20 protein-coding genes and 1 tRNA gene are annotated in these 18,945 nt (G+C 63.3%); 7 read left to right on the forward strand and 14 right to left on the reverse strand.

Annotation, left to right across the window (positions count from 1 at the left end):
• Positions 1–8: 8 nt before the first annotated feature.
• The 6 genes from IEV75_RS09230 to IEV75_RS09255 form a co-directional block, all read right to left on the reverse strand.
• On the reverse strand, positions 9–878 hold the full coding sequence (locus IEV75_RS09230) for a DUF817 domain-containing protein (protein ID WP_188452272.1): 870 nt from the start codon (positions 876–878) through the stop codon (positions 9–11).
• Between the two features lie 18 nt (positions 879–896).
• Positions 897–1,691 (reverse strand): enoyl-CoA hydratase-related protein, encoded by a 795-nt coding sequence (locus tag IEV75_RS09235; protein WP_188452273.1) that lies wholly within the window; start codon positions 1,689–1,691, stop codon positions 897–899.
• 173 nt (positions 1,692–1,864) lie between these two features.
• Entirely contained in the window at positions 1,865–2,224 is a 360-nt protein-coding gene (locus IEV75_RS09240) for a hypothetical protein (RefSeq protein WP_188452274.1), read from the reverse strand.
• Between the two features lie 135 nt (positions 2,225–2,359).
• Positions 2,360–2,677 (reverse strand): hypothetical protein, encoded by a 318-nt coding sequence (locus IEV75_RS09245; RefSeq protein WP_127566347.1) that lies wholly within the window; start codon positions 2,675–2,677, stop codon positions 2,360–2,362.
• 96 nt (positions 2,678–2,773) lie between these two features.
• Positions 2,774–3,355 carry an NAD(P)H-dependent oxidoreductase gene (locus tag IEV75_RS09250; protein WP_188452275.1) on the reverse strand — a complete coding sequence of 194 codons (582 nt, stop codon included), beginning with the start codon at positions 3,353–3,355 and terminating at the stop codon, positions 2,774–2,776.
• 544 nt (positions 3,356–3,899) lie between these two features.
• On the reverse strand, positions 3,900–5,507 hold the full coding sequence (locus IEV75_RS09255; RefSeq protein ID WP_188452276.1) for a carboxyl transferase domain-containing protein: 1,608 nt from the start codon (positions 5,505–5,507) through the stop codon (positions 3,900–3,902).
• 171 nt (positions 5,508–5,678) lie between these two features.
• Between IEV75_RS09255 and IEV75_RS09260 the strand changes: the two genes are divergently transcribed.
• From IEV75_RS09260 to IEV75_RS09280, 6 genes are all read left to right on the forward strand, one after another.
• Positions 5,679–6,494 carry a DUF5694 domain-containing protein gene (locus tag IEV75_RS09260; RefSeq protein ID WP_188452277.1) on the forward strand — a complete coding sequence of 272 codons (816 nt, stop codon included), beginning with the start codon at positions 5,679–5,681 and terminating at the stop codon, positions 6,492–6,494.
• 92 nt (positions 6,495–6,586) lie between these two features.
• The gene (locus IEV75_RS09265) at positions 6,587–7,426 is read left to right on the forward strand and encodes an enoyl-CoA hydratase-related protein (RefSeq protein ID WP_188452278.1); all 840 of its coding nucleotides are present in this window, start codon (positions 6,587–6,589) and stop codon (positions 7,424–7,426) included.
• A 27-nt stretch (positions 7,427–7,453) separates the two neighbouring features.
• Positions 7,454–8,278 carry a DUF885 family protein gene (locus tag IEV75_RS13970; RefSeq protein WP_267905773.1) on the forward strand — a complete coding sequence of 275 codons (825 nt, stop codon included), beginning with the start codon at positions 7,454–7,456 and terminating at the stop codon, positions 8,276–8,278.
• Positions 8,215–9,327, forward strand: coding sequence for a DUF885 domain-containing protein (locus IEV75_RS09270; protein ID WP_267905774.1), 1,113 nt, complete (start codon positions 8,215–8,217; stop codon positions 9,325–9,327). Before IEV75_RS13970 ends, IEV75_RS09270 begins: the two co-directional genes overlap by 64 nt.
• Positions 9,328–9,344: 17 nt before the next feature.
• On the forward strand, positions 9,345–9,707 hold the full coding sequence (locus tag IEV75_RS09275) for a GFA family protein (protein ID WP_188452279.1): 363 nt from the start codon (positions 9,345–9,347) through the stop codon (positions 9,705–9,707).
• Positions 9,708–9,748: 41 nt separating this feature from the next.
• The gene (locus tag IEV75_RS09280; protein ID WP_188452280.1) at positions 9,749–11,482 is read left to right on the forward strand and encodes a patatin-like phospholipase family protein; all 1,734 of its coding nucleotides are present in this window, start codon (positions 9,749–9,751) and stop codon (positions 11,480–11,482) included.
• A 4-nt stretch (positions 11,483–11,486) separates the two neighbouring features.
• On the opposite strand, the gene IEV75_RS09285 is transcribed toward IEV75_RS09280, so the two are convergent.
• The 7 genes from IEV75_RS09285 to IEV75_RS09315 all read right to left on the reverse strand — a co-directional run bounded on the left by IEV75_RS09285 (position 11,487) and on the right by IEV75_RS09315 (position 17,438).
• Complete coding sequence (locus IEV75_RS09285) at positions 11,487–11,879, reverse strand: type II toxin-antitoxin system VapC family toxin (RefSeq protein WP_188452281.1); 393 nt, start codon at positions 11,877–11,879, stop codon at positions 11,487–11,489.
• A complete protein-coding gene (locus IEV75_RS09290; protein WP_188452282.1) occupies positions 11,866–12,312 on the reverse strand; it encodes an AbrB/MazE/SpoVT family DNA-binding domain-containing protein in 447 nt (148 codons plus the stop codon). Before IEV75_RS09290 ends, IEV75_RS09285 begins: the two co-directional genes overlap by 14 nt.
• 694 nt (positions 12,313–13,006) lie before the next feature.
• Positions 13,007–14,179, reverse strand: a complete 1,173-nt coding sequence (locus IEV75_RS09295; protein WP_188452283.1) for an isovaleryl-CoA dehydrogenase — start codon at positions 14,177–14,179, stop codon at positions 13,007–13,009.
• Between the two features lie 48 nt (positions 14,180–14,227).
• Positions 14,228–15,745 carry a lysozyme gene (locus tag IEV75_RS09300; RefSeq protein WP_188452284.1) on the reverse strand — a complete coding sequence of 506 codons (1,518 nt, stop codon included), beginning with the start codon at positions 15,743–15,745 and terminating at the stop codon, positions 14,228–14,230.
• 64 nt (positions 15,746–15,809) lie between these two features.
• Positions 15,810–16,808, reverse strand: a complete 999-nt coding sequence (locus IEV75_RS09305) for a Kelch repeat-containing protein (RefSeq protein ID WP_188452285.1) — start codon at positions 16,806–16,808, stop codon at positions 15,810–15,812.
• Between the two features lie 192 nt (positions 16,809–17,000).
• A tRNA-Leu gene (locus IEV75_RS09310) sits at positions 17,001–17,085 on the reverse strand.
• Positions 17,086–17,192: 107 nt separating this feature from the next.
• Positions 17,193–17,438, reverse strand: coding sequence for a FliM/FliN family flagellar motor switch protein (locus IEV75_RS09315; protein ID WP_127566322.1), 246 nt, complete (start codon positions 17,436–17,438; stop codon positions 17,193–17,195).
• Between the two features lie 102 nt (positions 17,439–17,540).
• Between IEV75_RS09315 and lipB the strand changes: the two genes are divergently transcribed.
• Positions 17,541–18,221 (forward strand): lipoyl(octanoyl) transferase LipB, encoded by a 681-nt coding sequence (gene lipB, locus IEV75_RS09320; RefSeq protein ID WP_188452286.1) that lies wholly within the window; start codon positions 17,541–17,543, stop codon positions 18,219–18,221.
• Positions 18,222–18,230: 9 nt separating this feature from the next.
• Here the strand turns inward: lipB and IEV75_RS09325 are convergent, their stop codons facing one another.
• Positions 18,231–18,752, reverse strand: coding sequence for a hypothetical protein (locus IEV75_RS09325; RefSeq protein ID WP_188452287.1), 522 nt, complete (start codon positions 18,750–18,752; stop codon positions 18,231–18,233).
• Between the last annotated feature and the right edge of the window lie 193 nt (positions 18,753–18,945).

Here is an 18,945-nt window from a genome sequence, read left to right on the forward strand (position 1 = left end):
GTGGTCGATCAGCGCGGATCGCGCAAGCGCGGACCGGAAACGCGATGCACAGCCGCCACCAGCACGAAGCTGATAATCATCAGCAAATACCAGGAGCCGAGCTTGGCGAGCGACACCATGTGCCAGCCTGCCTCCTGTCCCGGATAGGCCCAGGCCCTGGCGAATGTGCCGATATTTTCCGCAAACCAGATGAAAAGCGCGACGAGCACCAGCCCCAGCAGGAGAGGCATGCAACGATGTGCGCGGTCGGGGCGGAACCAGATCACGCACGGCCCGTAGATCAGCGCACTCAGCGCGAACAGACCGAGGCGGATATCGAGCGCGAAGTGATGGGTGAAGAAATTGACGTAAATGGCGAGCGCCAGCAGGCCCTGAAGCCATAAAGGAGCAAAACGGTCATAGCGGAAATCGAACAGGCGCCAGACACGGGCCAGATAGCTGCCCACCGCCGCATACATGAAGCCGGAAAACAGCGGCACACCGGCGATGACCAGCATCGCCTCTCCGGCTTCGGGGTAGATCCATGATCCCATCGCCACCTTGAAGATTTCCATGACCGTGCCAACCACATGGAAGACGGCGATGACCTTTGCCTCCTCGAGCGTTTCGAGCCCGAAGGCGAGCATGGCGATCTGGATGAGAATCGCGGCGAGAGTGATGAAGTCATAGCGCGGGAGCGCGGCGCCTTCGGGGTAGAAGAGAAAGGTGCCAAGCAGCACGACGAGCATGAGCGCGCCGAACATGCACGCCCAACCCTGCTTGATGCCAAAGGCCAGAAACTCGAACGCATACCCGCTCCAGCGGCCCCGGACGAGCCGGGTGCGCAACGCCTCGCGCATCCGGTGAAACGCCGCCTCCAGCTGACGTAAGGACAGCATGGCGGGACCGGCGCGGCGCTATTTCACCCAAGCCGGCTTGCGCTTTTCCAGGAAGGCGGCAAGGCCCTCGCGCCCCTCCTCGCTGACACGGCGGTCGGCGATCAGTTTGGCCGTGTGCTTGCCGAGACGGTCGTCGATCTCTTCGCCATAGACCTCGTCAACCAGCGCCTTGGAGGCCGCAACCGCGCCCGGCGCGGCGGCAAAGACCAGCTTTGCGACCGCCTCCAGCATGTCATCGAGCTCGTCGGCATTGCCGACGACATATTGGGCAAGGCCGATCTTATGGGCAAACTCGCCGTCAAAGCCTTCACCGGTGGCAAACAGGGCCTTGGCCCAGCGCGGGCCGATGGCGCGCACCACGAAGGGTGAGATGGTGGCGGGCGTCAGGCCGAGGCGCACTTCGGAGAAGCGGAATTTGGTGTCTTTCACCGCGATGGCGATATCGCAGGCCGCCACCAGTCCTGCTCCGCCGCCCATCGCCGCGCCTTGCACCAGCGCCACAGTCAGTTGCGGCAGATCGTGCAGGCGGCGCAGCATGCGCGCCAGTCCCAGCGCATCTTCCTCATTATCGTCATGGGTCCAGTCGGCGGCCGCCTTCATCCATTCAAGGTCTGCCCCGGCGGAAAAGCTGGGCCCCGCTCCGCGCAGGACGACCATGCGCACCTCGTCAGTATTGGCGCGCAGCGTCTCGAACATGTCCGACAGGGTGGCAATCACATCGGCGTTGAAGGCGTTGTGCTTGTCGGGCCGGTTCAGCGTGATGACAGCGGTGCCGCCCGGCGTGACGGACAGAAGGACATCGTTCTGGCTCATGGGGGGCTCCTTTGCCGGCGCAGGCGCAAATCGCGCATCTGACGCCATCATTAGGCCAGCAGAACGCACAAAGCAAAGCACCCCGGCCATCTGGCCGGGGTGCTCCGCACATGGTCATGCAGACGAGGCGCCAATCCCCCGATCAGCGCCCCTGCCCGTCATCTTGCAACTGCCTAGCGGCGGAAGATGATGCTCTTGATCAGAAAGAGCACGATCAGGCCCACGAAATAGGCCAGCGCCAGGAAAGCGATATACTGCCAGTAGCTCATGTCCGATACCGGCGGCATCGAGAACGCCGCGCTGTCACGCACCATCGGCAGTACCTCGTCCACCACGACGTGGATGATAACACCCACCACGGTGAAGATCAGAATGGCGCCGAAGCTCTGCATCATCAGCGCCATCACGACGGCAATCACGCCCATCTGGATGCCCAGCTCGGTCCAGTTGCCCGGCCCGTGCATGTCCAGCCCGGCACGCAGCCACGCCCATACCGGCTCCAGATAGCCCCATACCGTATCAAGAATTTCCATTACATTTCCCCTCATTCGCCTGCCCGGACGGGCATTCCCGTCGGCAACCGTGCCAAATTCTTACCAAAAAGCAAACAAAAACGCACCTTGCACGGGCGGGTTGAGCGCCCGGCAGCATCATGCAAGCGCAGCAAACTAGCGCCTGAGCAGTAGCCGCTTGAGCAAGGCAAGCAGGCTGATGACGATCAGATACCCTGCCAGCAAGGCCGCCACATAGCGCCAGAACGGCATGGACAGCACGTCCGGCAGGCGCAAAGCGGCGTTATTGGCCAGCACAGGCAGTAGCGCGTCCACGACCAGATGAACCAGTGTCGCGCCAAACACGAATACGATCAGACGGCTCCACGCAGGCAGAAGAAACGCCGCCACAAGGGCGATGATCAGCCCCTGCACGCCGTTTACGGTGCTGAAGCCCTGCCGGAAAAAGTCCAGCACAGGTTGAAGTGCATCCATGAAAATCGCCCCCCGGCTCTATTTGGATATGGTTAATCCATCAAACCGGGGATGGGCGCGAATGGCAAGGAAAAGCTGCCCGCTGCCCCGGGGACGCTATTTTCCCGCGCGGCCGAGCGCGCGCATCTTTGCCAGCATGCGCTGGCGGCCCTCGGCAGAAAGATCAATCGCGCCGAATATCGTGTGACGGACCGGCTTGAACCCGGCCATCTGGAACACGCCCGCCTCAAGGGCTTTGAGCGAATGGGCACGGTAGAAGAGCTGGTAGGCAAAGCCCGGCATGCCCATCGTCATCACGATACGGGCCGACTTGCCGCGCATCCGCTTGGCGGGCCACATGCCCTTCACCTCGGTTTTCACCAGAAAATCATTGCGGGCGAGATGCTCCAGAAACGCCTTGGTGCGCGCGGGCAGCGTACCGAGCCAGAGCGGGTGGACCAGCACCATGTGATCGGCCCGCTCCAGCATGGCCTGCACAGCGGCGATATCGGCCGGCGGCGGCGTGACGAAGGCCTGCGCATTTTCCAGAAAGGCGAAGTCCAGCGCACCGATATCGACGCGCGTTACGGCATTGCCGCCCTCATGCGCGCCCTCCTGGTAGGCGTTGCACAGCGCATGACAGAACCGCTCCCTGGACGGGTCCGGGTGTCCGTTAACCAGAAGGATTGAGCGCGCCATGAAGATTTCTCCCTATCAGATGTAGGGACATTAGCTGGCGCCGGACGCAAACGCCATGCGGCAGATTGGTGAGAGCGCGGTTTTGCACCAAGCAGCAGCGTCGTTCCCGCGCAGACGGGAACCGAGAGCCATACCTGGTACTATCGCGCTGTGATATCTGGATCCCGGGTTCCCCGTTTTCACGGGGACAGGCAAGCCCGGGAACCCGGTTGAGAGGCTCGATGATAGATACCGGGGTCCCGGCCCCCGAACCAGATCCATCTTCTCGTTTTCCCGGTATGAGCCCGTGAAACGCGTGAGAACGGAAAACCTCTACGCGTGTCATTCTCCGGCCGAGCGGCAGCGAGGTCCGGGGAACCCATGCCTCCTTTAGCTCCGCAACGCATCTGCGTTGCGATATTCCGCGAAAAGTCGCGGGCGCGCGTTCGCGCTTTTCAGGCCGCTATGTGGCCAGCTATGAGCCCGTGATCGCGCCTTCTCAGGCATGGGGCACCCGCATGAAGCGGGTGATGACACTCGGTGGGAGCCAGGGGGCCCCTCCCCCCTACATCCTGAACACGCCGAAGCGCGTTTTCTCGATCGGGGCATTGAGGCAGGCGGAGAGGGCGAGGCCCACTACATCGCGGGTCTGGTCCGGTGCGATCACGCCGTCATCCCAGAGCCTTGCGGTGGAGTAATAGGGCGAGCCCTCGGCCTCATACTTTTCGCGGATCGGGGCCTTGAAGGCCGCTTCATCTTCCGCGCTCCATTCCTCGCCGCGAAGCTCCATACCGTCACGCTTGACGGTGGCGAGCACGCTGGCGGCCTGCTCCCCGCCCATGACGGAAATGCGGGCATTCGGCCACATGAACAGGAAGCGCGGCCCATAGGCGCGCCCGCACATGCCGTAATTGCCTGCCCCATAGGAGCCGCCAATGATCACGGTGATCTTCGGCACGCGCGCACACGACACAGCTGTGACCAGCTTGGCGCCATCCTTGGCGATGCCGCCGGCCTCGTATTTCGAGCCGACCATGAAGCCGGTAATGTTCTGCAGGAAGAGGAGCGGGATGCCGCGCTGGCAGCACAGCTCGATGAAATGGGCGCCTTTGAGCGCACTTTCAGAGAAGATCACGCCATTATTGGCGATGATGCCGACCGGCATGCCGTGCAGGCGGGCAAAGCCGGTGACCAGCGTTTCGCCATAAAGCGCCTTGAACTCGTCAAAGCGCGAGCCGTCCACGATCCGCGCTATCACCTCGCGCACATCGTAGGGCGTGCGCACGTCTGACGGGATGACGCCGTTCAGTGTTGCCGGGTCGATGGCCGGCGCTTCGGGCTCGGCGATATCCATATCCACGCGTTTGACCGTGTTGAGCCCGCCGATAATGCGGCGTGCAGTTTCCAGCGCGTGATCGTCATTGGCGGCATAATGGTCGACCACGCCGGAGCGGCGGGCATGGACATCGGCGCCGCCAAGGTCTTCAGCCGAAATCACCTCGCCGGTCGCAGCCTTCACCAAAGGCGGGCCGCCCAGGAAGATCGTGCCCTGCTTCCTCACGATCACGGTCTCATCGCTCATCGCGGGCACATAGGCGCCGCCCGCCGTACACGAGCCCATCACCACGGCGATCTGTGCAATGCCTTCGGATGACAGGTTGGCCTGATTGAAGAAGATGCGGCCGAAATGCTCCCGGTCGGGGAAGACATCGGCCTGGAAGGGCAGGTTCGCGCCGCCAGAGTCCACCAGATAGACGCATGGCAGGCGGTTCTCGCGGGCAATCTCCTGCGCGCGCAAATGCTTCTTCACGGTCAGCGGGTAATAGGTGCCGCCCTTCACGGTGGCATCGTTGCAAACGATCATCACTTCGCGGCCCGCAACCCGGCCGATCCCGGCAATCATGCCCGCGCCGTGAACATCGCCCTCATACATGCCATTGGCCGCCAGAGCGCCGATCTCCAGAAACGGTGTGCCGGGGTCCAGCAGGCGCTCCACGCGCTCACGGGGGAGCAGCTTGCCGCGCGCCAGATGCTTTTCACGCGCGCGCTCCGGACCGCCCAGCGCGGCTTCAGCGGTACGCGCTTTCAGCTCGGCTACCAGCTCATCCATGCGTGCGGCATTGGCCTTGAAGCTGTCAGAGGCGGGATCAAGCCTGGAGGTAAGCTGGGTCATGAGCAGCGTCCTGATGTCGATTGCGCAGTAGGCGCTGCTCTTAGCCGGTAACGTGGCACAAGTGCAATGTAAGCAGTGTGCTGGCGTATTTGTCCGGTCATTGCATCCAGATCAGGGGTTCGGGGCATCAAGGCAGTAGCATCACGTCAATTCGCTGCGAGGATATTGCTCATGCTGACCTGTCTGGCCGCCATACTGGCCGCCGCCATGCTCACTGCCAGCGCGTCCGGCCAGGATGGCGATGCGCCCGCGCCAGCACCTGCGGACACCCAGGTCATGGTACTGGGCACGATCCATTTCGACGGCGGGGGCGGCGACTATGTGAACCCGGAAGTGGATGATTTCCTCTCTGCGCCCCGCCAGGCGGAAATCGCCGGCATTCTGGACAGGCTGGAGGCCTTTCAGCCGGACCGGATCATCGTCGAGCTGGAACCTGAACACGAAGGCTGGATCAATGAGCGCTACCGCGCCTGGCGTGCGGGCGAGGCCGAGCTGACGGTCAATGAGCGCGACCAGATCGGACTGCGCCTTGCGGCGCGCCTCGGCCATGATCAGGTCTGGGCTGTGGACTATCAGAACGGCATGGATTTCGAGGCAATGCTGGGCGCTGCGCAGGCCGCTGGCCAGACCCGCCTGCTTGATGCCTTCCAGCAGACGATTGGCGAGGTGGAGACATTCTTTGCCCGCAACGCAGACGGGTCTGTCCGCGACCGGCTGATCGATGCCAACTCCCCAGAGGCCATGGATTTCCACCGCATGTATCTCTGGCTGGCACAGGCCGGAACGGTCGACGATCCGGTGGGCGCACACCAGATGACGGCCTGGTGGGGACGCAACATGGTCATTTTCGCCCGCATCGCGCAAATAGCCCAGCCGGGCGAGCGGGTACTGGTCTTGTACGGCGCGGGCCACAAATACCTGCTCGACCAGTACTTCGATGAGGCGCCCGGCTTCGCGGTCATCGACCCGCTGGATTATCTGCAGTAGAGCGGCGCTCATCCGAGCAGGCTGATATCACGCTGGCATGCCCCGCCTCCCGGTCTAGAGTGACGCTTTCACGCCAGACCGGGAGCGCGCCCATGAATTATTCCAGCTTCGCCTTGTCCTCAGATGGTCCGATCGCCCGCCTGACACTGAACCGCGCCGACAAGCGCAACACGATGACGCCCGCCTTCTGGCGCGAGCTGCCGGACGCGGTGAACGCGCTGTCCGATGCCGGCGGGACGCGGGTGCTGATTCTGGACGCTGAAGGCCCGGTCTTTACCGCCGGCATGGACATATCGGTATTCTCTGACCCGAACGCGCTGACCACCGACACGGCGGCTGCGCGCGAGGCGTTCATGTGTGCCGCCATGGCGCTGCAGGACGCATTCACCGCATTCGAACGGGCGCGCTTTCCGGTTATCGCCGCGATGCAGGGCCCGTGCGTGGGCGGCGGGGTGGACATGGTGACGGCCTGTGACCTTCGCTATGGCACCAAGGACGCCTGGCTGCGCATCGAGGAGACCAATATCGGCATGATGGCTGATGTCGGCACGCTGCAGCGCCTGCCCCGGCTGATCCCTTCAGGCGTTGCTCTGGAGCTCGCCTATACGGGCGAAACGCTAAGCCCTGAACGAGCGGAAGCGCTGGGGCTTCTCAATGGCGTGCTGCCGGACGAAGCGGCGCTGAAAGCGCATGTGGACGCGGTCGCGGCGCGCATAGCCAGCCGCCCGCCTTTGACCATTGCCGGCATCAAGAAATCCCATCTCTATTCGAGGGATCATTCGGTCGCCGACAGTCTCGAACATGTGATGACACTGCAGGCTTCCATCTGGAATCCGCATGATATCGTGGAGGCGATGGCCGCCCGGTCTGAAAAGCGCGAGGGCAAATTCACGCCGCTCGCGCCGCTCAAACGGCTGGGCCGGGATACGTAAATTACAAGAACCGGGGAGTTCAAAACCATGACCCATACCCTTCGCCAGCGCCTGTCCGGCGCGGCCATGACGGCCCTTATTCTGGCGGCTCCGATGGTGGCCGCGCCGGCGTTCGCCAGCATCGCCGTTCAGGAGGCCGCCGCCGAGCAGAGCGAGACGGAGCGTCTGAACGCCTGGTTTGAACAGATCGAACAGGAAGATCTCGACCGTGCCCCGCTGATGAAGGCCTATCGCGGCATTATCGACGAGGATTACGGCGAGTGGGGCGATTTCAGCAATGAATTTGCCGAGGAGAGCTTCCAGATCAGCGAAGATCGCCTCGCCTATATGCGCGGGAATTTCGACTTTGACGCGCTGGATTCTTCAGCCCAGCTGAGCTGGCGCCTGTTCGAATACCGGCAGGAGAATGCACGGGCGAATTATCCGTATCGCCGCCATGGCTATGTGTTCAACCAGATGGGCGGCATGCACAGCATGGTGCCGGTCTTCCTGACCACGATCCACCGGATCAATTCGCTGGAAACGGCCGAAGCCTGGGTTGCCCGTGCTTCAAGTGTCGATGAGGTGATGCACACGCTCATCGAGGAGGCCGAGGCGCGCTTCGAAATGGGCATCCAGCCGCCGCGCTGGATGTATGACTACGTGATCGAAACATCGCGCAATGTGATCTCCGGCGCGCCGTTCGACGATGAAGGCACCAATCCCGTCTGGGAAAGCTATGCGCGGATCCCGTCTGGGAAAGCTATGCGCGGAACATCAGCCAGATCGATATCAGCGACGAGGACCGCGTGCGCCTGCTCAATGAAGGCCGTGAGGCCCTGCAAAGCTGGGCCGCGCCCTATGAACGCCTGATCGCCGTAATGACCGCCCAGCGCGAGAGCGCGGCCGCCGGTGACGGCGTATGGCGCCTGCCTGATGGCGAAGCGTTCTACAATGCGCGGCTGGCCAATTTCACGACTACAAACCTGACAGCGCAGGAAATCCATGATCTGGGACTTGCCAATGTGGAGCGCATCCACGGCGAGATGGAAGCCATCATGGAAGAGGTGGGCTTTGAAGGGAGTTTGCAGGACTTCTTCGCGTTCATGCGCGAGGACCCGCAATTCTACTATCCCAACACCGATGAGGGCCGTCAGGCCTATCTCGATGAGGCCACCGCCGCCATCGAACGGATGAATGAGCGCCTGCCGGAATACTTCATCACCCTGCCCCAGCATGCGCTGGAAGTGCGCCGGGTAGAGCCGTTCCGCGAGGCGTCTGCCGGCAAGGCCTTCTACTCGCGCCCCGCTGCCGACGGCTCGCGCCCCGGCATCTATTACGCGAACCTGCGCGATATGAGCGACATGCCCATTTATCAGCTGGAAGCGCTGGCCTATCACGAGGGTAATCCGGGGCACCACATGCAGCTGGCCATCATGACAGACCTGGAGGACATCCCGTCCTTCCGGCGGTTTGGCGGCTTTACCGCCTACTCGGAGGGCTGGGGCCTCTATACGGAGTACCTGCCGCTGGAAATGGGCTTCTATGAAGACCCGTATTCCAATTTTGGCCGGCTCGCCATGGAGCTGTGGCGGGCGGCGCGCCTGGTGGTCGATACCGGGCTGCACTATCACGAATGGTCCCGCGAGGAGGCCATCGAGTATCTGGTGGAGAACACACCCAATCCGCGCGGCGACGCCACCAACGCCATCGAGCGCTATATCGTCATGCCGGGCCAGGCGACGGCCTACATGATCGGCATGCTCAAGATACTCGAGCTGCGCGAGCGCGCCGAGAGCGAGCTGGGCGATGATTTCGATATCCGCATGTTCCACGAGGTGATCCTGCGTGATGGCGCGGTACCGCTGGCCGTGCTCGAAGAACTGGTCGATGCCTGGATCGCCGAGGTGCAGGCGGGCTAGAACAGCCAGGACAGCGCATGATTGAAGGCGCTTGCCATTGTGGAAAGGTACGCTGGTCAGTCCCGGGAGACCCCGAATGGCTGACCAGTTGCACCTGCTCCTATTGCGCGCGGTCGGGCGCCCTGTGGGCGGCGTACCCTGTCCGCGAGGTGACGCTGGATTACCCGCTGGGCGCGGTCGTCCGCTATGAGCAGGGCGGCCGCTCGCTGGCCTTCATCTCTTGCGGCACCTGTGGCTGCACCACGCATTACGAAAGCAATGACCCCAACCCCGACGCCCGCATGAAGGTGAATATGCGCATGGCGGTGAGTTACGACTTCACCCATCTGGCTTTGCGGGTGTTCGACGGCGCGGACTCATGGCGGTATCTGGACGAGTGACCGGGTAGCGCGCTACGCACCCGGCAGGGGCGTGATGCACCATGGACATGAAGCTCGGCTTTCTTCCCTTCCTCAACCGGCTTGAAAAAGCCGCGCTGAAGGCTGTCGAAGCCGAGGTGGAGTGGTTTTGCCTGCCAGCGGGACAGACCCTGTTCGAGGCAGGCGATCCGGCCGATGCCTTCTATCTGGTGCGTTCCGGCGCGCTGACAGCGTTCCGCAACGGTGCAGACGGCCGGCCCGAGCTGGTCGGCCATATCCGGGCCGGCGAACCCATTGGCGAGATGGCACTGGTCGAGGGCCGGCCCCATTCGGCCAATATCTATGCGCTGCGTGACAGCGAGCTGATCCGCCTTCCCAAGGCCGCGTTTGAAAAACTCACCCGCCGTCATGCCAGCCTGATGCGGGAGCTGGCGCGCATGATGCTGTTCCGCCTGCGCGGCGGCACGCTGCGCTCCAAGGCCGAGCCGCGTGTGTTCGCCCTGGTCTCCACCTCGCCAACCATTGATCTGACCTTGCGTTCGCGCCAGCTGAGCGATGCGCTCAAGGCGTTGGGCCGGAGCTGCACCATCATTGGCGAGGAAGGCGAGCTGGTTGCCCCGTCAAAGCTCGACGAGGCCGAACGCACCGGTGACATCATCATTCTGACCGCACGCCTGAATGACGTGTCGTGGGCGCGCCAGGCCATCGGACGCGCGGACCGGGTGTGGCTGCTGGCGCGCGGGGATGCACGGCCCTCATTGCCCATACTGCCCGAAGACCCCTCCCCGGCGGCAAAGCTGCGCCTGATCGATATTGTCCTACTGCACCATGGCGGCACGCGCAGCGTGGCCACCCCGCAGGAATGGATGGACGCCGCCGAGGCGGCACGCTGTTTCCACTGGCGCCAGTTCGAAGAGCGCGACGTGGCCCATCTCGCCCGCACCATGGCGGGCTGCTCGGTGGGGCTGGTCCTGTCGGGCGGCGGCAGCCGGGCCTATGCCCATATCGGTGCCATCCAGGCCTTCCGCGATCACGGGATCGAATTTGACTTTCTGGCCGGCACGTCGATGGGCGGGATCATCGCCGCCGGCGTGGCGATGGGCTGGAGCAATGACGAGATCGATACGCGCATCCGCAAGGCTTTCGTGGAGTCCAGCCCTTTGAGCGACTGGACGCTGCCTGTGGTCAGCCTGGTACGCGGCAAGGAGGTGGAGCGCCGCCTGGCCGAGCATTTCGGTGATGTCGATATTGCAGACCTTCACCGGCCCTTCTTCTGCGTGTCCTCCAACCTCACAGACGGATCGGTGCGGGTGCACCGGCGCGGACGCCTGCGCGACGCTCTGCGGGCGTCTCTGGCCATTCCAGGCCTGTTGCCGCCGGTGATCGATGGCGAGAACGTGCTGGTGGACGGGGCCGTGTTCAACAATTTCCCGATACGCGAGCTCAAGGCCTGCCATCGCGGGGCGAATATCGGGGTGGATGTGACGCGCAACCGCGCCATCAACCCGAAAGATTTCATCAATCCGCCGGGCTTTTTCGGCTGGGCGATCCGCCATGGCCTGTCCGATCCGCCGCCGATCGCCTCGCTATTGATGCGCGCGGCCACCGCTGCGACGCTGGATGAGCACGAAGACACGAGGCAGGCCGCCGACATGCTGGTCCTGCCCGATATCGAGATGGATCTGCGCGAATGGCGCCGCTATGACGACGCCATCGTGGCGGGCTATGAGAGCACAATGGCCATGCTCAACAGCGCGGATCACCGCCTGATGGCGAGGCTGAAGCCGGGACGGTAGGGGGCTAACGCACCTGCACGATGTCTGCAGCGGTATCCACTGCCGACCAAGCCGTATCACAGGTCAAAACCTTGCCGCCGCGCGTCTCGCCAAGGGCAAGGCAGGCCCGATCACCCAGTGACAGGCCAAGCGCCCGGGTGCGCGGCCTCAACGCCGCAGCGGCCATTGCCTGTACTTCGTCGAAATCGAGAACGACCAACCCGATAGACGCGATGGCTGCCTTGACGGCCTCCAGCGGCGCTCCCCTTTCCATCAGCTTGCCGGCCGCTTCGCTCAGATTTACCGCCGAGATGACGGCGCCCGGTAAATAGCGTTCAACATACCCGGCGCCCGGTTCTCCCGTCAGTACCGCCAGCAGGGCCGAAGCATCAAGGACCGCCGCATTATCCGTTTTCACTGGCGGCCTCCGCACGCCGGTCGGCGACAAGTTCCTCTGAAAGATGAGGGCCCGGTTGCAGGAAGGGCTTTAGAAGCGCGCGCGCCTTTTCAACCGCACGTGAGGGAGGCAACAGTTCGAGCCCTTGCGTTCCTGCGGTGAGTATCAACTGGCTTCCTTCCCGAAGCTGGTACCACTCCCGAAAGGCCGCCGGTATCAATATCCGTCCGGCACTATCAACTGAAACTGTCATGTTTTCTGGTTTGACCGGTGCTTTGTCAGCCTTCTCCTCGTCTGAGACGAGGACATTGCGCACATGCTGATAGCGGATATCCAGCGCCCGCGCGATATCTGCTCGGGACAGGCCTTTCCGGGCGAGAGCGCGTATCTTGGCCGATTTGGTCGGCAGGTGGGCTACGGAGAGCCCCAGCTCGTGCGTTGCCTGATGTGACATGACAAACCTCCGGGATAATACCGGGTAATAATGTCAATATTCTATTGTTGTGTCAAAATGTATCGGCAGGCGGCTGTTTCACCCCGACGGTCGACACACCAAGTCTGGTGCGTTTGCCTCGTCATGAGAAGCTGAAAAGCTACGCATTCCATTAACACAGGAGATCAATGATGGAATCGCCACTTCCCACCAACTTCGTACGTGTCTTTGAATGCGGCGCGTCCGGGGGCAGCAAGAGTATTTCGTCCGAGTAACCGAGAAGGGCGTCGGGAAGAACCTCGGACCGTTTAACCGGGAGGAGCAGCATCGCGTCGCCCAGAACGAGTCAGTTCGACTGGACCTTCCAAACCGAATGTTCGCGCCAATCAAATAACTGGATCCCCGGTCAAGCCGGGGAACCCGGTTGAGAGTCCTGAGCGATAATACCGCCCCCCGCCCCCGAGCGGGACCCCACTCCCGGTCCCAGGCCAATTACGAATATCCCTGAACGTGGGGCAGTCGCGTTTCACCGGCGAAAGCCGGTGCCCAGCCGTTCTGGCCCCCGACGTGCGTCGGGGAAACGCGGTGATACTTACTCATGCACTCACCACCCCCACGGAGGTGGGTGTCCAGAGATCATAGCGCTCAGACAATGCATACGGCTCTGGGCTCCCACCTCAAGCGGGAACGACGAGAGGGGACACGAAACCGCGTCTTAAGCGCTCTCGCCGAACAGCTCGCGTCCGATCAGCCAGCGGCGGATTTCGCTGGTGCCTGCGCCAATCTCATAGAGCTTGGCATCGCGTAAGAGGCGCCCGGTCGGGTATTCGTTGATATAGCCATTGCCGCCGAGAATCTGGATGGCATCGAGCGCGCACTGGGTTGCCGCTTCGGCGGCAAACAGGATCGCGCCAGCGGCATCTTTTCGCGTTGTCTTGCCCGCATCGCAGGCTTGCGCGACGGCGTACACATAGGCGCGCGACGCGTTCATGCGGGTGTACATGTCGGCAATCTTGCCCTGGACGAGCTGGAACTCGCCGATGGATTTGCCGAACTGCTTGCGCTCATGGATGTAGGGCATGACCACATCCATGCAGGCCTGCATGATGCCGACCGGACCGGCGGACAGCACGGCGCGCTCATAATCGAGCCCGCTCATCAGCACGCGCACGCCCTGGCCCACGCCGCCGAGCACGTTCTCTTCGGGCACTTCGCAATTATCGAAGACCAGTTCGCCCGTTTCAGAGCCGCGCATGCCCAGCTTGTCGAGCTTCTGGGCGACGGAGAAACCCTTCATGTTCTTCTCGATCAGGAAGGCCGTGATCCCCTTGGAGCCACCTTCAGGATCGGTCTTGGCATAGACGACCAGCACATCGGCGCTCGGCCCGTTGGTGATCCACATTTTCGAGCCATTGAGGACGTAGCGATCGCCCTTCTTCTCGGCCTTCAGGCGCATCGACACCACGTCAGAGCCGGCACCCGGCTCGCTCATGGCGAGCGCGCCGACATGTTCGCCGGAGACGAGTTTGGGCAGGTATTTCTCGCGCTGGGCGTCATTGCCGTTCAGCTTGATCTGGTTGACGCACAGGTTTGAGTGCGCGCCGTAGGAGAGACCCACCGAGGCAGAAGCGCGCGAGATTTCCTCCATCGCGATGACATGTTCGAGATAGCCGAGTCCCGAGCCGCCATACTCCTCGCCCACCGTGATGCCCAGAAGGCCCATCTCGCCCATGCCGCGCCAGAGATGATGCGGAAATTCATCCTTCACATCGATCTCGGCCGCGAGGGGCGCGATATTGTCGGAAGCAAAGCTGCGCACAGTGTCGCGCAGCATCTCTGCGGTCTCCCCCAAAGGGAATTCCAGCGTCGGGTATTGGTTCGATATCATGGCCTGCGAGATACCACGCCGGGCCTTATGGTCAAGCGCGGACTGTCTTTACTCTGCCGCCGGAGGCGTGTCCCCGCTCTCCGCTTGCGCGCTTTCAGCGGCCGGTTCACTCTGCCGCTTGCGGGTGATGAGTATCCAGGCCGAGGTGATGGTCAAGGCGATGCCCATGGCTGCGGCAACAGGGCCCAGCAAGCCGAAATCGACGATGTCGGGATCGGAGCCGCGCTCGATAATCGTCCACAGGCCGAAACCCGTCATCGCAACACCAACACCCAGATTGGCCACGAACAACCAGGTGCCATTGCCGGGCTGCCTTGATTGCAGGGCCGGGCCGGGACCGGCCTGAGGCAATTCCGGTGCAGACGCCGCACTGCCGGTCAGCACGCCGGGATGGATGTCATCACTGTCGGCCGGCTCTTCCTCCTCGGGCATGTCGGCGGGCCGGCCCACCGCCTGCACCTCACCGGAAAAACCGGCGCTTGGCGCGGGCGATTCGGCGCTGACCGCTGCCGGTTGAGCCGGTTCAGGTGTTTGCGGGGCCTGCGTTACGGCGATATCCGTGCGCGTGATCGTCACCGAGGAAATCGCGGCATAAACCGGTACCGGGCCAACCTTGTAACGGGGCTGTTCCGGTTCCGCAGGCGCCGGCGCTTCTTCCATTGCCGCCGGGGCTTCCGGCTCGGCGCGCTTCATGAAGCTGAAGCCGAGGCGGGTATCACCGCTAACGGGTTCAGGGCCGGACTGCGCCTCTTCGGCAGGCGCGGCCGGTACAGCCAGCGTCTCGGCCATCTGCGCGTTCATGCGCGCGATAACGCTGTCGGTCGGATCATCAATCTCGTCGGGTGCAAGCGCCGGCGACGGGCTGGCGGGCCGTTCCTCAGCCGGTTCAGCGGCTGCTTCGGGTTCGGGTTCCGGCGCAGGCTCCGGCTCCGCGACGCGTTCGGTTTCCGGTTGCGGCTGCTCGTCGAGGACCATGCCGCCCGGCTCTGGCGGATCGATAAACTCCAGTTCCAGATCGACCAGCGGCCCGATGCGCGGCGCAGCCTGTTCCGGCTCACGCTCAGGCGCCAGCTCGGGCTCCGGCTGTGGCTTGGGCGCGGGCTCTGCCGTCTCCTGCACACCTTTCAGATAGAGCGCCTTCTCGGCGGCCCGTCGGCGCACAAGGCGCTCGGAGACGACCAGACGGCCATCTTCCTCGGCGCGCACCCAGGTTTCCAGCGCGGCTGCGGCTTCCAGATGACGCCCGTCGCGGGCAAGGCGTGCCACATCCGACACCTTGAACGCACCCGGACCGATGGAGCAGGCAAAGGATACCAGCGCGTCGCGGGTGGCGCCGGGCAAGTCCTCGCCCACGGCCTTGTCTATCGCCTGTTCGGCCTGGATCACATCATAGAGCAGGAGCAGCTCGGCATCTTCGCGGCTGATACGCGCGCCTTCCTTTGCGGCGGCGGTATGACCATAGCCCAGCGCCCAGCGGCGGCCACGGCGCAGCGCGTCGCCCAGAAAGGGTTCATGGGTCTTGATGAGTTCGCGCGCGGCGCGGCTGGATTTCAAGCGCGGCTTCATAACTGTCCCGTTCCGAAACGCCCTTCAGGGGCTCTTCCGGTATCGTTGCAAATTGGTTGCCGCGCTACTGGCCAGTCCCCAGAACGTCGACAGAGGCAAGCGCGGTAAAGGGCGCGAACACGCCGCCACCGACGCCGCCGCCGATCAGAAACACGGCGCCATCAAGCACCGACGCCGCCGCCTCGGTACGCGCCGTCGCCAGTGCGCCATCCTCACGCCAGCTGCGTGCGTCCGGCGCAGCGGCAAACACCGTGTCATGGGTGGAGCGCAGATCATCGCCGCGTCCGCCCAGGGCCAGTATACGCGCGCCGTCAAAGACCAGCGCGTGCCCGGCACGTGCCTCTGGCAGGTCCGGCCCGCGCCGCCATTCGCGCGCATCAATATTGTAGATGTCGACGCGGCTAACCGCCCGCCGGTTCACGATGCCGCCTGTCACCCAGATTTCGCCATTGACCAGCGTAATGCCCGCATCGCGGCGGCGCAGTTCTGCGGGCGCTTCCAGAGCGGCCCACTCGCTTGTCTCGATATCGAAGACAAACACGCCGCCGGGCTCCTCTGTGCCACCGACGGCATAGAGACGGCCCTGATAGGCCACCATGGCAAAGGCCGCGCGGGCGGCGGGCATGGGCGTCTCGCTCTGCCAGACATCGCTTTCCGGGTCATAGGACCACATCTCGGCAACCGGCTCGCGGCCCGATTCAGAGCTGTACCCGCCAGCCGCCCAGATACGCCCGTCCGCGGCAGCAAGGCCGAAACGTTCCAACCCCTCAGGCAGGGGCGAAAGAGGCCGCCAGCGATTGATTTCGCTGTCATAGACCTCGAAATTGTCACGCGGCGTCACCCGCCCTGCCCCGCCTGCGGCATAGATCTGACCGTCCAGCGTTACCGCGGCCAGTCCGGCGCGCGCGCTTTCCAGCTCCGGTCCGCTCTGCCAGCCCGAATGCAGGGAAAGCCCGCTGCTGGCACCGTCCTGTGCGTTTGCAGCGGACATCAGGGATGACGGGCCCGCACAAGCAAGCGCACCCGCGATCACAAGCGTGGAAAGGCAGACAATACGGCGCACCAGGCACCCTCCAGCACAGCGAATAACCAGACGTCAGCCTTCCCTTGCCGGAAGGCAGGATTATGGCGGCCAGCCTACTGCGTGCAGCCCGGCAAGGCGAGTGGTCAGATGAAGCCGCGGCCCAAAAACGAAAACACCCGGCCCGCAAGGTGCGGACCGGGTGATTTTCATATCTCTCCGCCGGAGAGAAAATGGTGCGGCCGAGAAGACTCGAACTTCCACGGGTTGCCCCACAGCGACCTCAACGCTGCGCGTCTACCAGTTCCGCCACGGCCGCAAACTGGGAGACGGGCGTTTAGCAAGACGGCGCGGGAAAGGAAAGCCCCTCACTGCGTGACACAGGACGATTTTCCGAGCGGTCCGCGCCAGCGGAAATGAAGGCAATCAGGCAGCGAAATAATCGTGCACATCCGCCGCTTCGGTGATCGACACGGCGATATGGTCGCCCTGAATGACGATTTCACCGCGCGCGATGGGGTGGTTATTGGCCAGAATCCACACTTCCTCGTGCTCGGCCGCATCAAGGGGAATCACCGCGCCGCGCCCCATCCGCAAGAATTGCTGGATGGGCAGGCGCGAGCGGCCCAGAAGAACCGCAATTTCAATCTGCACAGCGCCGAGCTGACTCATAATGTGCTGGTACCTTGTCCCGCGTTTTCCCGCCGCACACCCTCACTTGAAAGCGGCACGTTTACACACGATGTTCCGGGCCGGTTTCCGAGGCGTTAAGCAATGCAACAAAAACCAGCGGGATGGGCAGTTTCTGCAGCCCCGGTCGATTATGACGCCGCCGTTGCGGCGATGGAGGCACGCGTGGCGGCCATTCATCGCGGCGAGGCGGGCGAGCTGATATGGCTCCTGGAGCACCCTGCCCTCTACACGGCCGGCACCAGCGCGGACGCATCAGACCTGCGCGAGCCGGAGAGATTTCCCGTCTACCGCTCCGGACGCGGCGGTGAATACACCTATCACGGGCCGGGCCAGCGCGTGGCCTATGTAATGATGGATTTGCGGATGCGCGGACGCGATGCGCGCAAATTCGTCAATAATCTGGAAGACTGGATCATCGGCGCGCTGGACCGCTTCAACGTGAAGGGTGAAAAGCGCTGTGACCGGATCGGCGTGTGGGTGGACCGCACGGTTCCAGGCGGGCCCTCTCGCGAAGACAAGATTGCCGCCATCGGCATCCGTCTGCGCCGCTGGATTTCCTTCCACGGCATTGCGCTGAATGTGGAGCCGGATCTGTCCCATTTTGGCGGGATAGTGCCGTGCGGCATCACCAATCCATCGTTCGGGGTCACCAGCCTGACCGATCTCGGCCTGCCGGTGACGATGGATGATGCGGACTTCGCGCTGAAACAGGCGTTCGTCGAGATTTTCGGCGCGGTACAGGACGAGGTGCCGCCGGTTTGAGGGCCGCCCTCACCCCTTGCGCGGCATGCGCGCGAACCAGAAACCGATGGCAAACACGGTGAGCCAGAAGGCGATGGCCGACGGCCAGTCGCCAGCGGAAAACGCGGCAAGCGTATCGGCCTCGTTCTCGATCATCAGCTGCTGGAAACCGGCAATGAGTTCGTCGTCCTGACCGGCGGCCTGCACCTGGGCGGGGTCATTGATGTCGACGCCTTGCGCTTCGAGATACTCCATGAAGCCCGGCAGTATGGCGACCGTCACCGCGATAATCGCGACCACGGCCTTCACGGCCACCCCCGCGGCCAGCGGGATGATGACCAGCGGGCCCTGCCGGCCCGCATCACGCAGCCGGTTGATATGGATGGACGCCACACAGAACAGGACAAGCAGCCAGGCGAACATGGCCAGCCCTGCATCCAGAAGCGTCAGACGCAAGGCATCGGCAAGCGCGATGAAGCCGAGGCCGAGCCAGAATGTGTCGGCGTCGGCGCGCGTATCAGGCAGGAAGAATGCACGGAAATTGAGGGGCACGCGGCGGGCTCCGGGCTGCGGTCAGTCGGCAGCCCCGCTTCTAGCCCAAGCCGGTCAATCGTCAAATGCCAACGGGCGCGGGTTTGTCACCCGCGCCCGCAAGCTTCACCTCAGCGGATAAAGTTCTAGGGCGTGGACTCATAAGCTCTGACCCAGAGTCTTGCTGATGCGAGTGCGATGGCGGCCAGGAAGT

The organism is Glycocaulis albus (genome assembly GCF_014639075.1).
Classification (GTDB): domain Bacteria; phylum Pseudomonadota; class Alphaproteobacteria; order Caulobacterales; family Maricaulaceae; genus Glycocaulis; species Glycocaulis albus.

Bases quoted from the DNA above. Each gene is read 5' to 3' on its own strand.
- IEV75_RS09290 (WP_188452282.1), bottom strand. From the start codon at position 12,312: ATGTCACATCAGGCAACGCACGAGCTGGGGCTCTCCGTAGCCCACCTG.
- IEV75_RS09275 (WP_188452279.1), top strand. From the start codon at position 9,345: ATGATTGAAGGCGCTTGCCATTGTGGAAAGGTACGCTGGTCAGTCCCG.
- IEV75_RS09260 (WP_188452277.1), top strand. From the start codon at position 5,679: ATGCTGACCTGTCTGGCCGCCATACTGGCCGCCGCCATGCTCACTGCC.
- lipB (WP_188452286.1), top strand. From the start codon at position 17,541: ATGCAACAAAAACCAGCGGGATGGGCAGTTTCTGCAGCCCCGGTCGAT.
- IEV75_RS09280 (WP_188452280.1), top strand. From the start codon at position 9,749: ATGGACATGAAGCTCGGCTTTCTTCCCTTCCTCAACCGGCTTGAAAAA.
- IEV75_RS09240 (WP_188452274.1), bottom strand. From the start codon at position 2,224: ATGGAAATTCTTGATACGGTATGGGGCTATCTGGAGCCGGTATGGGCG.
- IEV75_RS09265 (WP_188452278.1), top strand. From the start codon at position 6,587: ATGAATTATTCCAGCTTCGCCTTGTCCTCAGATGGTCCGATCGCCCGC.
- IEV75_RS09250 (WP_188452275.1), bottom strand. From the start codon at position 3,355: ATGGCGCGCTCAATCCTTCTGGTTAACGGACACCCGGACCCGTCCAGG.
- IEV75_RS09245 (WP_127566347.1), bottom strand. From the start codon at position 2,677: ATGGATGCACTTCAACCTGTGCTGGACTTTTTCCGGCAGGGCTTCAGC.
- IEV75_RS09230 (WP_188452272.1), bottom strand. From the start codon at position 878: ATGCTGTCCTTACGTCAGCTGGAGGCGGCGTTTCACCGGATGCGCGAG.
- IEV75_RS09235 (WP_188452273.1), bottom strand. From the start codon at position 1,691: ATGAGCCAGAACGATGTCCTTCTGTCCGTCACGCCGGGCGGCACCGCT.
- IEV75_RS09300 (WP_188452284.1), bottom strand. From the start codon at position 15,745: ATGAAGCCGCGCTTGAAATCCAGCCGCGCCGCGCGCGAACTCATCAAG.
- IEV75_RS09295 (WP_188452283.1), bottom strand. From the start codon at position 14,179: ATGATATCGAACCAATACCCGACGCTGGAATTCCCTTTGGGGGAGACC.
- IEV75_RS09315 (WP_127566322.1), bottom strand. From the start codon at position 17,438: ATGAGTCAGCTCGGCGCTGTGCAGATTGAAATTGCGGTTCTTCTGGGC.
- IEV75_RS09255 (WP_188452276.1), bottom strand. From the start codon at position 5,507: ATGACCCAGCTTACCTCCAGGCTTGATCCCGCCTCTGACAGCTTCAAG.
- IEV75_RS13970 (WP_267905773.1), top strand. From the start codon at position 7,454: ATGACCCATACCCTTCGCCAGCGCCTGTCCGGCGCGGCCATGACGGCC.